Source organism: Bradyrhizobium sp. JHI2711, assembly GCF_056156565.1.
This window is the reverse complement of the sequence record NZ_JBPZPT010000003.1, coordinates 822,433-834,667: the sequence shown is the minus strand read 5'-3', so window position 1 is coordinate 834,667 and position 12,235 is coordinate 822,433. Positions and strand designations below refer to the sequence as shown.

Here is a 12,235-nt window from a genome sequence, read left to right as displayed (position 1 = left end):
AAGTGGTGATCCCACGCAAGCGCTGCTCGCTTATCCGTGGAGCGAGCAATGGACGGGATCGCAATCGAGCTTCCGCTTTTTCTGTTGGCCACCTTCGCCGGCGCGTTCGTCGCCGGCCTCTCCGGCTTCGCCTTCGGCCTGGTCGCGGCATCGTTGTGGCTCTACGTGCTGACACCGCTTCAGAGTGCCAGCCTGATCGTCGGCTTCGGCCTTCTGGTGCAGGGCTATTCGGTCTGGAAGCTGCGCAGCGCCCTCGACTGGCGCCGGCTGTGGCCCTTCATCGTCGGTGCAATCATCGGTGTGCCGGCCGGGGTGTCGCTCCTGACCTGGGCTGATCCCAACAGTGTTCGCATCGCGGTCGGTGCCATCCTGATCGCCTATAGCCTCTATGCATTCTTCCGGCCGCAGCTCAAACTCGCGGCCGTCATGCCGCCGGCCGCCGACATGGCGGTTGGCTTCGTCAACGGCCTGCTTGGCGGGCTCACGGGCCTTGCCGGCATCCTCGTCACCATCTGGTGCAATTTGCGCGGCCTGCCCAAGGACGCGCAGCGCGCCACGTTCCAACCGGTCGCTGTCGTGGTATTCGCCATGGCGGCGTTCTGGCTCGGTGCCAAGGGATCGCTCACATCAGACACCGCGAAGCTGTTCGCGCTCGGCCTGCCGTTTCTGTTCGCCGGAACGTGGCTCGGGCTGAAACTGTTCGGCCGGATCGACGAGGCCACGTTCCGCAAGATCGTGCTGGCGCTGCTGTTCGTCTCGGGTGTGACGCTTCTGTTCTGAGCCGCAGCTCAGAACTCCCCGTGCAACCGCCCCGAAAACACCGATATCGGTCCGCGGTCGGCATTGTAGGCGGGGTTGACGATGAGCTGGTAGTCGGTGGTGAGGGTGATGTTCTTGTTCACCGCATAGGCGTAATAGGTTTCGAGGATACGTTCCTTGCGGTAGTTCAGCGCGCCGTCGCCGACCAGCACACCGAGGCCGCCGGCGGCGAGGAAGTCGCGATAATCCTGCGAGATCGCATTGATCGCGCCGCCGACGCCGATCACGTCGTCGGGTCGGCCCCAAGTCGTGCCCTTGATCGAAACGCCGCCGGACAGGCTGCGATGAATGTCGGTGAAGGCCAGCGTTTCGGTCTTGCCGTCGTTCCAGCTCCAGCGGCCGAACAGCCCGACGTCGTCGGTGATGGCCTGCTCGAGGTTGAGCACGTAGCCGTACTTCAGGCGGCCGCGGCGGGTCTGCGCGATGTCGAGATTGAGCGCGGGATTGTCCAGCGTCTCGCGGAAGCTGCCCATGTTGGCGCGATCGAGCCAGCCGATGGTCCTGAGCTTGCCCGGTCGGCCGAACAGCGAGAAGCGCGTCTCGAGCTCGAGCAAATATTGACCGCGCTCCCCGACCCTGGTGTCGAAGTGATTGGCGTTGGACTCGGAGACCATCAGGAAATAGCCGCCGCGTAGCGCCCATTGCTTCTGGTTGAGCTCGGCGGTGACGCCGTAGGTGAGACCGACCTTGTCGGCGGAATAGTCGAAGGCGCCGGGCGCCCAGATCGACCAGTTCATGAAATCCCGGCGCGTATCCTTGGCGTAGGCATTGCCGTCGAACACGTCGATCACCGGAAACTTGCCGGCCTGAATCGTCAGGCGCGACACGGCGACCTTCTGCCCCAGCTGCAGCTGACCGCTCGCCAGTTCCTCCTGCTCGCCGCCGAATCCAAACGTCTGGCGCACGAACAGGCGCGAGGTGTTGTAGTGCGGATAGGGGAAGTTCGACTTCTGCGCCTCGCCGTTCGGAAATCCGGCCGCACCGACCGTGTCGTTCAGTCCAAATCCCTGCAGCAGCTCGGGATTGTAATAGACCTCGCCGCCGTCCCACAGCCGCGCGTTCAGGAACAGGCTGTTGCTCCAGGTCGCTTTGGCCTGCCGCGATGGCGACAGCGAGTTCGGCCCGGTATAGAGCGCGGGAAAGGATGGATAGCCTTGCGGAAGATAAGTGGTCTGGCCGTGAATCTCCCAGCGGTCCGATTCGGTGTCGATCAGTGAGCTCTTCGGATCATAGCTAGGCAGGCCCGGCCAATCGACCTTGCGGTTGAGGCCGAGCCTGACCTGCTGGAAGTCGAGCGACGAGGACGTGTATTGCGCGCCCGTGGAGAAGGCGACGTTGGCGCCGTCGAAGCGGCTGTAGAGATATTCGAGCCGCGCGCTCCAATGCGGCGCGAAGGCGTATTCGAGGCCGGCGCCTGCGACCCAGCCGGGCCGCGTGTTCAGGATCTTCGGGATTTCGGCGCCGGAGGCCGGCGCGTCGAAATAGCGCTCGCCCATCCAGGCGAAGCCGCCGGTGGCATAGATGAGCCAGGGACCGCTGGTGTAGCCGACGCGGCCGCGCACGCTCGCGGCGTAGTCCCATTGCTGGGTGACGGTGTTGGCGGGCGTTGCCAGGAACGAGACGATCGAGTTCGAGGTGATGTAGTTGGGAAACGTAAAATCGCCTTCGACGCCGACCAGCCAGCCGGAGTTGAGGCGGTAATTGTAGCCCGCCTGCACGCCGCCGATCATGCCGCTGAAGACGCCGCTGTCGCCGAGTGCGGTGCCGTCGTTCAGCGCGAAGCGCGACGAGCCGCGGCTGTAGCCGGCATGCGCGCCGATATAGAGACCGGTCCAGTCATAGACCGCTCTCAAGGCCGGCTCCTTCAGCGGCAGATCGGCCGCGCGGCCGGCGGCCGGAAAAGCCAGCACGCCCGTGGCAATCGCCGCGGCCGTTCGCAAGCACCGGTGTCTGTGACTTCTCAACGCCAAACGCACGCCCCCAAACGCGAATGTGTCCCACCCGCCGCGATATCCCTGCCGGGTCGCGGCGATTCTGTCACCAGGCCTCCGCGTTCGAGGCGACCGGCCGGGATGGTCTCGATTCGCCTCGACTTCGTCCCAAGCTCCTGAACTTGCGACAAGCCCTATTGCGAATAATTCGCAATAGCAACTCACGTTGCGGTGTCGCGGGAGGAGAGTTCGCACTGCTGTGTGACGCGGGTGCAACAAAATCCGGGAATCCAAAACGGAATGACCCCGCCCGGGGGGACAGCCGGGCGGGGTCGGGGGCACGACACGGGGTGGATGAGGCGCCCGTGTCGGACGCGGGATCCACGTGGAGATCGGCCTCAGATAGTCAGATCAGTAGCAGGTGCGAACGCGGCCGACGTACTGGCCGAAGGCGTTGTACTGGGCGACCCAGCCGCAGCGGTGGTAGCCGTGGTAATAGGGATCGTTGCTGGCAGCGATCGCGGAGCCGACGACGGCGGCGGTGGCGATGCCGGCACCGACTCCCCAGACCCAGCCGGGCTGCTTGGCTTCGGCCGAGGTGGTGGTGGATGCGATGCTGCCGGCAACAGTGAGAGCAGCGAGAGCTGCGGCGGCAATCTTTGTCTTGATCGACATGTGAAACTCCATCCGGGGTTGAGGCGGTCCGTTGTGGCCCGCGTGCCCAGTTGGACGGAGGCTGCTCGCGTCCGGTTCGAAGACTGCAAACGTGCTCGCGAAGAATAGATCTTTCCTGAATGAATCCAGGAAGATGCCCCCTAGCCGAGGGGACCGTTGGCAAGCCTGTTCACGTCGAAGTTATCGACCTCACCCAGCAGCTCGCAGAACGCCGTCGCGCCCTGATCGAGCAGCTGCTCGCCCTTCTCTGGCTGCGCCAGCGTCGCGTTGCCGACGGCACCGCTGGTGTTGAGATCCTGCGCCTGCCAGGCGAACGGCGCCGGCCGCTGCGTCGACAGCCAGCGATATTGCTGCTCGATGGCGATGCTGCTCGCGGGAAAATCGGCGATCGCATCCTTGCGCACCTGATCCGGATAGCGCGCCAGCATGATCGAGGTCTCGACCGCGCCACCGTGAATGCCGTGCCGCACTTCATCGGCCGGGAACAATTTGTCGGCGCCTGAGAGCCGCGACCACGACGTCGTCACCACGAACAGCTTGTGATGCGCACGCAGATCCTGCGCGACCAGCATCATCGCCGCGCTGTTGCCGCCATGGCTGGTGACGATGACGAGCTTCCTCACGCCCCGGCGTGCAACGTCCGCGCCGATCGCTGCCCATTTCCTCAGCGCGATTTCAGTCGGCAGCGTCTGCGTGCCCGGATAGTCGATATGTTCGGTCGAAATCCCGACCCGTTCGACCGGGAGGAAGCTCGCCGGAATGCTGGTGGGTAACAGCTGGCGCACACGTGCGAGGTAGGCGTCCGCGATCAGCACGTCCGTCGTCAGCGGCAGATGCGGGCCGTGCTGCTCGGTTGCCGCCAGCGGCAGCACCGCGATCCAGCGCGACGCCTCGTCCGGGCTCGCATCAGCCCAGTCGATGTCGATCCAGTCGCGGGAGGGCGTCATCGAGGTTTCCTTGCCCGAATTTGTCACGTAATTTGCGGTATGAGGGGATGCGGGCCCGGGCGGCTCGCATCCCCTGATGTCATGCGGTTCTATCGCGTTGCCTTCACCCGGACCAGTCGCGATTGGGCCAGCCACGATCGACGGAGTGCCAATATGACCCCCTTTCATCTGCGGCGAGCGTTAGTTGCGGGCTTGTTGGCCGCTCTTGCCTCCTTTGCGCCGGCGCGCGCCCAAACGCTCGACAAGGTCACCTTCGGCACCAACTGGGTCGCCGAGGCCGAGCATGGCGGCTTCTTCCAGGCGGTCGCCGACGGCACCTACAAGAAATACGGCCTCGACGTCACCATCGTCCCTGGCGGCCCGAACGAGAACAACCGGATGCTGCTGATCGCCGGCAAGATCGATTTCTTCATGGCCGCGAACACGCTGATGTCGTTCGATGCCGTCGCCAACAACGTTCCCGTCATCACCATCGCCGCGATTTTCCAGAAGGATCCGCAGGTGATGCTGACGCAGCCCGACGCCAAGGTCGCCAAGATCGAGGACCTCAAGCCGCTGACGCTGTTCGTCTCCAAGGAAGGCATGACCAGCTACTTCCAGTGGCTGAAATCCGAATACGGCTTCAGCGACAAGAACGTCCGCCCCTATAATTTCAATCCGCAGCCCTTCATCGCCAACCCGAAGAGCGCGATGCAGGGTTACGTCACCTCCGAGCCGTTTGCGGTGGAGAAGGCCGCCGGCTTCAAGCCCAATGTGCTGCTGCTCGCTGATTACGGCTTCAACACCTATTCGACGCTGATCGAAACCCGCCGCGAGATCGTCGAGAAGAAGCCTGACCTCGTGCAGCGCTTCGTCGATGCCTCCATGATCGGCTGGTACAATTACCTCTACCGGGACAATTCCGCCGGCAACGCCCTGATCAAGCAGCTCAACCCGGAGATGACCGACGATCTCCTGGCCTATTCCGTCGTCAAGATGAAGGAGCACGGCATCGTCGATTCCGGCGACAGCTTGAAGAACGGCATCGGCGCAATGAGCGACGAGCGCTATGCCTCCTTCTTCAACAAGATGGTCAAGGCTGGGGTCGTGAAGGCGGATCTCGACTACCGCAAATCCTACACGCTGCGCTTCGTCAACAAGGGCGTCGGCGTCGAGCTGCGCCCGAACAAGCCCTAACGCATGGTGAGGTCAGGCGTAGGTGGCTCGGCATTCTACACCTCTCCCGACGGGAGAGGTCGCATCGCATCGCCAGATGCGGTGCGGGTGAGGGGTAACGCTCCCTCGTTGGACCTGAGGCCCCTCACCCGGCGCTGCGCGCCGACCTCTCCCCGCTGGGGGGAGGTGACGTGCCCCGCCATGTTCAGCGCGTGATGACAGAGAGCAGAACCGCGCCCGCCGTCGAGGCCAGCCTGACGCATCTCGCCGTCAGCCTGCGTGGCGTGACGAAAACTTACGACAACGGCGTGATGGCGCTCGGCCCGTTCGACCTTGCCGTCCGCAAGGGCGAGTTCATCTCGCTGCTGGGACCCTCCGGCTGCGGCAAGTCGACAGTGTTGCGGCTGATCGCCGAGCTCAGCGCGCCGTCGTCGGGCACGGTGCGAGTGGCACGGCACGAGGGCGCGCCACAGCCAGGTCACGGCATCGGCTTCGTGTTTCAGGAGCCGACCCTGATGCCCTGGGCCAATGTCCGCGAGAACGTGCGCCTGCCGCTGAAGCTCGGCGGCGTGCCGAAGGCGGAGGGGCGCGCGCGTGCCGACGCGGCGCTGGCCAGCGTCGGCCTTGCTGATTTCGCCGATGCCTTTCCGCGCGAGCTCTCCGGCGGCATGAAGATGCGGGTGTCGCTGGCGCGTGCGCTTGTCACCGATCCCGATATCCTCCTGATGGACGAGCCGTTCGCCGCGCTCGACGAGATCACGCGCTTCCGCCTCAACAACGATCTGCTGGCGCTGTGGCGAGGCTTACGCAAGACCGTCATCTTCGTCACCCATTCGGTGTTCGAATCCGTCTATCTGTCGCAGCGCGTCGTCGTCATGACGGCGCGCCCCGGCCGCATCCAGGCCGACATCCGCATCGAGACGGTCGAGCCGCGGGGTGAGGAGTTTCGCACCTCGACGGCCTATTCCGATTATTGCCGACGCGTGTCGGCCGCGCTGGCGCCGTCCTATTCGGGGCAGTCGACGCTATGAACGCCCAAGCTCCCGTGCCCGCAAAATCGTCCGGCGCGCAACGCGCGATGCGCTTCGTGCTGCCCGTCATCGTCTTCGCAGCCGGCCTCTTTGCCTGGGAACTCGTGGTCCGCATCAGGGAGATCCCGCCTTACGTGCTGCCGGCGCCCTCCGTCATCGTGCTGACACTGATCAAGGACTGGGCGGTGCTGTCACAATCGCTGGCGACCACGCTTGTCACCACGCTCGAAGGTTTTGTCGCCGCCAGCATCGGCGGCATCGCACTGGCGCTGCTGTTCAACCAGTCGAAATGGGTGGAATATTCGCTGTTCCCCTATGCAATCGTGCTGCAGGTGACGCCTGTCATCGCGATCGCGCCGCTCTTGCTGATCTATCTGGAGCAGCAGACCGCGGTGGTCGTCTGCGCCTTCATCGTCGCCTTCTTCCCGGTGCTGTCGAACACCACGCTCGGGCTGAACTCGGTGGACCGCAACCTCGCCGGCCTGTTCCAGCTCTATGGCGCATCGAAGCCGCAAACCCTGCGCTTCCTCAAGCTGCCGGCGGCGCTGCCCTACATCCTCGGCGGCCTGCGCATCGCCGGCGGCCTGTCGCTGATCGGCGCGGTCGTGGCCGAGATCGCGGCCGGAACGGCCGGCGCCGGCTCCGGGCTCGCCTACAGGATCGCCGAGTCAGGCTATCGCTTGAACATACCCCGCATGTTCGCCGCGCTGCTTCTGTTGTCGCTGGCCGGGATTGTCATCTATGGGGTGCTGGCGCTAGTTTCCCACCTCGTTTTACGGCGCTGGCATGAGAGCGCGCTTGGAAAGGAAAACTGATGGCTGCCGGTTCGATTTCGTCCGAAAAGATCGACCTTCTGATCTATGGGCCGGTGCGGCCGATCCTCGAGAACGGGTTTTCCGATCATTTCGTCGTGCACAAGGCAGAGACGCGCGGCGATCTCGAGCGGCTGACGCCGGCGGTCCGCGACAAGATCCGCGGCGTCGCGGTGACCTACCACACCGTGCGTGCGGACAAGGACTCGCTGTCGCAGCTGCCGAAGCTGGAGATGGTGGCGAGCTTCGGCGTCGGCTACGACCACATCGATGCCAAATATGCGGCCGAGCACGGCATTATCGTGACCAACACGCCCGACGTCTTGACCGAGGAGGTCGCCGACGTCGCGATGGGCCTTCTGATCTCCACCTTGCGCGAGTTCATCAAGGCCGACCGCTATGTCCGCTCCGGGCTCTGGCAGACCCAGAACTATCCGCTCAGCGTCGGCTCGCTGCGCGACCGCAAGGTCGGCATCGTCGGCATGGGCCGGATCGGCCAGGCCATCGCGCGCCGGTTAGATGCCTCGCTGGTGCCGGTGGTCTACCACTCCCGCAATCCCTCCAAGGACGTCTCGTACAAGCACTATCCTGACCTGATCGAGATGGCGAAAGCGGTCGACACGCTTGTTGTGATCGTGCCCGGCGGTGCCAGCACCAACAAGATGATCAATGAAGAGGTGCTCAAGGCGCTCGGCCCGCGCGGCGTGCTGGTCAACGTCGCCCGCGGCTCGGTGATCGACGAGCCGGCGCTGATCCAGGCGCTGAAATCAGGCACCATTCTCGCCGCGGGGCTCGACGTGTTCGCGGCCGAGCCGAACGTGCCCGACGAGCTCAAGACCATGCAGAACGTCGTGCTGCTGCCGCATATCGGCTCGGCCTCGGTGGTGACGCGCAACGCCATGGACCAGCTCGTGGTCGACAATCTCAAGGCCTGGTTCGCCGGCAAGGCGCCGCTGACGCCGGTTGCGGAAACGCCGGTCAAGGGACGCTGATGATCGCTCGTCGCCTTCTCGCATATGTCGTTGCGGCCTCCTTGGCCGCGATCGGCATCGCGCATGCGCAGGATGCGGCGAGCCTGAAGAAGCAGATGCCCGGACAATGGGAGCTCTCGACCACCGAGCGCAGCAAGACCTGCGTCGTCACGCTGAAGGCTGACGCCGCAGGCCAGGGTTTCAAGCTGGAGCTGGAGCCGTCCTGCAAGACCGCGCTGCCCTTCACCAAGGACATCGTGGCCTGGAGCGTGAGGGGCCTCGACATCGTGCGCCTGCAGGATGCGACCGGCGAAGCCGTGATCGACTTCACCGAGGTCGAGGCCGGCATCTTCGAGGGCCTGCGCCAGGGCGAGGGCGTCTACATCCTGCAGGATCTCGCCGCCGCGCGCTCGATGGCGAAGTCAATGGACCAGATGATCGGCGATTGGTCGATGGTGCGCCGCAACGGGCAGCCGGTGTGCGGGCTGACCCTGACCAACACCGAGGCTGATGCGGACAATTTCCAGGTTTTCCTCAAGCCGAGATGCGACGCCACGATCGCGCAGTTCAACCCGACGCAATGGCGCCTCGAGCGCGGCCAGATCATCCTGATGTCGAAATCGGGCGAAGCCTGGCACTTCGAGGCCGACGACAACGCGCAGTGGCGCCGCGTCCCCGACACCGCCGATCCCCTGATCATGCTGCGGCAGTAGGGCGTGGGCCGAGACCGCTAAGGCCGCGCGGCGTTTGGTCGTGCCCTGACGGGACGAACTCGGATGGGCCAAAAATCGCCTTGACCCCGGAATATTGCCAGCTCGAACTTTTCTCGCATCTGGAGAGACCAAGACAAGGAATCGTTCAAACTCGATCGGGCTTTGACATGAAATTCGTTGCCCTGGCCTTTTCGTGCCTTCTGCTTGTCGCGACGCCCGCCAGCGCGAATGACAGCCGCACCTTCAATGCGATGGTCGCGTTGGCCAATCGCGGAGATGCGGAGGCGCAATATCATGTCGGCATGATGCACAATAACGGCATCGGCACACAGCAGGATCGCAGCCAGGCATTCGAGTGGTTTCGAAAATCGGCCGCGGCCAACGATCCGCTCGGAGCCTATAAGCTCGGCTGCTATTATGACGGGCAAGGCGTGGGCGTCGTCGCAACGGATCCGGATCAGGCATTGAAGTACAAGCTTGTGTCCGCCAAGGCCGGCTACGCGCGTGCCCAGCACGATGTCGCTCTCATGTATGACCGGCAAGGGAATAGGGAAGAAGCGCTGAAGTGGTGGAAGATGGCGGGCGACCAGGGTCTCCCCAGCGCCCTCTTCAGCCTGTCCCGCGCATATTCCGCAGGAAAGGGCACGCCGAGGGACCTGTCCCTGTCGTATGCCTATTTCAAGCTCTCGAAGGTGGTGCCGGCCAAGAACGTGAACGAGATGGCTTCCCTGTTGTCCAAGCCTGAGCTCGAGAAGGCCGAGAAAATGGTTGCCGAATGGAAGCCGCAACCGACCGCCCTGACGCTGAAGGCATTCGCCGGCATCACGGCCGCGGAAGACCATTTGAAAGCCGCCAAGAACCAGGCGTTCTGATCGTCTAGATCAACCGCAACCCCCTCAAGCTCGCATGCCCGTTCTTGCCGACGATGATGTGGTCGTGCACGGCAATCCCGAGCGGTTTTGCGATGTCGATGATCGCCCTGGTCATCTGGATGTCGGCCTGCGAGGGCGAGGGATCGCCGCTGGGGTGGTTGTGCACCAGGATCAGCGCGGTCGCGGACAGCTCGAGCGCGCGCTTGATCACCTCGCGCGGATAGACCGGGGTGTGGTCGACCGTGCCGGTCTGCTGCACCTCGTCGGCGATCAGCTGGTTGCGCTTGTCCAGGAACAGCAGGCGGAATTGCTCCTTGTCGGCAAACGCCATGCTTGTGCGGCAATAGGCGATCACCTCGTTCCAGGATGACAGCGCGTTGCGGCTGTTGACCTCGCCCTTGGCAACGCGATGCGCGGCCGCGGCGATCAGCTTGAGCTGGTTGATCGCGGACTCGCCGACCCCCTCGACCTCCCGCAAGCGCGCCACTGGCGCATGCACGACCTCGGCGAACGAGCCGAAGGTCTTGATCAGCGTCTTCGCCAGCGGCTTGGTGTCGCGCCGCGGCAGCGCGGCAAACAGCGCCATCTCGAGCAGCTCGTAATCGCTGAGCGCATCCGCGCCCGCGCTATAGAAGCGCTCGCGCAGCCGCTCGCGATGGCCGTGATAGTGCGGCGTGTCGTCAGGTCTGCTCTTGTCGTGGTCCGGCTTGGCGGGCATCGGCCGCCAGCATTGCCGGGGATGGTGGTTTTTGCAACCGTCAATTGCGCGCGCCTTGCATAGGTGCGCTTCCGGCATGAAGCGGATGATGATCAGCCGACCGTTTTTCCCGCCCTTCGTCTCAGCTGGCGATCATGGGCCCTGGTGACGCCAGAAGCTATCGTTGGGCACGACGCCTGCGGGATCGGCGGCCAGGTCCGGCCTGATACGATCGAGGAAGTACATCGGGGTCGGCCCCTTGCCCTTCACCTCGATGCTGCCGCGCGGTTCGCAGGTGAAGCGCGCTTTGACCAGGTTCCAGGTCGCCTCGGCAATGTTGATCCGTCCGGGATCGGCGGCCGCCTGCAGACGCGCAGCGACGTTCACCGCGTTGCCCCAGATATCGTAGCTGAACTTGCGCGTTCCGACGACGCCAGCGATGACCGGGCCGGTGTTGATGCCGATTCGCGCCATCCAGAGCGGCAGCCTCAGCCGTTCGCGCTGACGGTTCGCCTTGGCGAGCAGGTCCTGAATCTCGAGCGCCGCCAGCGCGGCATCGACAGCGTGCGTCCGGTTGATCTCGGGCAGGCCGCCGGCACAGAGATAGGCATCGCCGATGGTCTTTATCTTTTCGAGCCGATGGCGCGCAATGATCTCGTCGAACGTGCTGTAGTACTCGTCGAGCTGGTGCACGACCTGCGCCGGCTCGATCGCCTCGACGTGCCGGGTGAAGTCGGCGAAATCGACGAAGAGGATGCTGACCGACTGGTAGAAGCGCGGCCGCACCTTCGCGTTGGCCTTGAGCTCCTCGGCGATCGCAGGGGGGAGGATGTTGAGCAGGAGCGCATCTGATTTGCTCCGCTCCGCCTCCGCCATTGCGCGCGCCTTGTCGAGCTCGGCCAGCATCTCGTCGCGCTCGCGGAGTCTACGTCTGAGCTCGAGCTGAGCCACGGCCTGACGCGAGATCCGCCGCACTGCTTCTTGCTGCTCGAAGCTGAGCTCGCGCGGCTCGAAATCGATGACGCACAGCGTTCCGAGCGCGTATCCCTCCTCGCTGATCAGCGGCATGCCGCAATAGAAGCGCAGCCCGAACTCGCCGGCGACCAACGGCGAATCGCTGAACCTCGGATCCTTCGTGAGGTCAGGCACATACATGAGATCGTCATGGCAGATCGTCGCCTGGCAGATCGAGATCTCCTTGGGCACGTGCGTAAGGTCAGGCGGCAGGCCGCACTTGGCCTTGAGCCATTGTCGCTTGTCGTCGAGGAAGGTCAGCAGCCCGGCGCTGCAGCCGCAGATCTGCGCCGCCAAGTCCGCCAGTTCATCATAGGCGATCTCCGGCGGCGTATCGAGAATGCGATAGGTTTCGAGGGCTTGCTGCCGCGCCTGCTCGTTGTCCGGCAGGTAGATCTTCATGTCGTCCGCCACCGCTCGACAGAACCCGCCATGACCATATCTCCATGCCCAGTCAAGACGCCTGCATTAGAACACCGGAGGCGGATCATGGAAAGGTGCGACTCCCTGCGCAGTCAGCGAAACTGACGTGATTGTGGTCATGCTTTTCCTATCATGCACGTGCTTTCACCTCGACGTCGGCCGGCTGTTGCCCGTC

At 64.1% G+C, this 12,235-nt stretch carries 12 protein-coding genes; 7 read left to right on the top strand and 5 right to left on the bottom strand.

All coding sequences use genetic code 11. The features are described from left to right. Positions 1-48 precede the first annotated feature (48 nt). Positions 49-780 (top strand): sulfite exporter TauE/SafE family protein, encoded by a 732-nt coding sequence (locus tag ACTEK7_RS26225; protein ID WP_225148524.1) that lies wholly within the window; start codon positions 49-51, stop codon positions 778-780. An 8-nt stretch (positions 781-788) separates the two neighbouring features. Here the strand turns inward: ACTEK7_RS26225 and ACTEK7_RS26220 are convergent, their stop codons facing one another. The 3 genes from ACTEK7_RS26220 to ACTEK7_RS26210 form a co-directional block, all read right to left on the bottom strand. Further along, positions 789-2,759, bottom strand: coding sequence for a carbohydrate porin (locus ACTEK7_RS26220; protein ID WP_225148525.1), 1,971 nt, complete (start codon positions 2,757-2,759; stop codon positions 789-791). A 402-nt stretch (positions 2,760-3,161) separates the two neighbouring features. Then, the gene (locus ACTEK7_RS26215) at positions 3,162-3,425 is read right to left on the bottom strand and encodes a hypothetical protein (RefSeq protein WP_036014244.1); all 264 of its coding nucleotides are present in this window, start codon (positions 3,423-3,425) and stop codon (positions 3,162-3,164) included. A 140-nt stretch (positions 3,426-3,565) separates the two neighbouring features. Continuing rightward, on the bottom strand, positions 3,566-4,372 hold the full coding sequence (locus ACTEK7_RS26210) for a creatininase family protein (protein ID WP_225147214.1): 807 nt from the start codon (positions 4,370-4,372) through the stop codon (positions 3,566-3,568). A 153-nt stretch (positions 4,373-4,525) separates the two neighbouring features. On the opposite strand from ACTEK7_RS26210, the gene ACTEK7_RS26205 reads away from it, so the two are divergent. The 6 genes from ACTEK7_RS26205 (at position 4,526) to ACTEK7_RS26180 (ending at position 9,926) form a co-directional block, all read left to right on the top strand. Further along, a complete protein-coding gene (locus ACTEK7_RS26205) occupies positions 4,526-5,548 on the top strand; it encodes an ABC transporter substrate-binding protein (RefSeq protein WP_036014224.1) in 1,023 nt (340 codons plus the stop codon). A gap of 194 nt (positions 5,549-5,742) precedes the next feature. Further along, on the top strand, positions 5,743-6,558 hold the full coding sequence (locus tag ACTEK7_RS26200; RefSeq protein WP_225147380.1) for an ABC transporter ATP-binding protein: 816 nt from the start codon (positions 5,743-5,745) through the stop codon (positions 6,556-6,558). Next, positions 6,555-7,373 carry an ABC transporter permease gene (locus ACTEK7_RS26195; RefSeq protein WP_057027478.1) on the top strand — a complete coding sequence of 273 codons (819 nt, stop codon included), beginning with the start codon at positions 6,555-6,557 and terminating at the stop codon, positions 7,371-7,373. Before ACTEK7_RS26200 ends, ACTEK7_RS26195 begins: the two co-directional genes overlap by 4 nt. Beyond that, positions 7,373-8,362, top strand: a complete 990-nt coding sequence (locus ACTEK7_RS26190; protein ID WP_057027479.1) for a 2-hydroxyacid dehydrogenase — start codon at positions 7,373-7,375, stop codon at positions 8,360-8,362. The genes ACTEK7_RS26195 and ACTEK7_RS26190 overlap by 1 nt, the downstream gene beginning before the upstream one ends. Next, positions 8,362-9,054, top strand: a complete 693-nt coding sequence (locus tag ACTEK7_RS26185; protein ID WP_225147215.1) for a protease inhibitor Inh/omp19 family protein — start codon at positions 8,362-8,364, stop codon at positions 9,052-9,054. Before ACTEK7_RS26190 ends, ACTEK7_RS26185 begins: the two co-directional genes overlap by 1 nt. An 80-nt stretch (positions 9,055-9,134) precedes the next feature. Continuing rightward, positions 9,135-9,926: a tetratricopeptide repeat protein gene (locus tag ACTEK7_RS26180; RefSeq protein ID WP_225147216.1), complete on the top strand. Its 792-nt coding sequence runs from the start codon at positions 9,135-9,137 to the stop codon at positions 9,924-9,926. A 4-nt stretch (positions 9,927-9,930) separates the two neighbouring features. On the opposite strand, the gene radC is transcribed toward ACTEK7_RS26180, so the two are convergent. Together radC and ACTEK7_RS26170 are read right to left on the bottom strand one after the other, a co-directional pair. Further along, positions 9,931-10,644 carry a RadC family protein gene (gene radC, locus ACTEK7_RS26175; protein ID WP_225147217.1) on the bottom strand — a complete coding sequence of 238 codons (714 nt, stop codon included), beginning with the start codon at positions 10,642-10,644 and terminating at the stop codon, positions 9,931-9,933. A 132-nt stretch (positions 10,645-10,776) separates the two neighbouring features. Further along, positions 10,777-12,039 (bottom strand): adenylate/guanylate cyclase domain-containing protein, encoded by a 1,263-nt coding sequence (locus ACTEK7_RS26170; RefSeq protein WP_051057161.1) that lies wholly within the window; start codon positions 12,037-12,039, stop codon positions 10,777-10,779. Between the last annotated feature and the right edge of the window lie 196 nt (positions 12,040-12,235).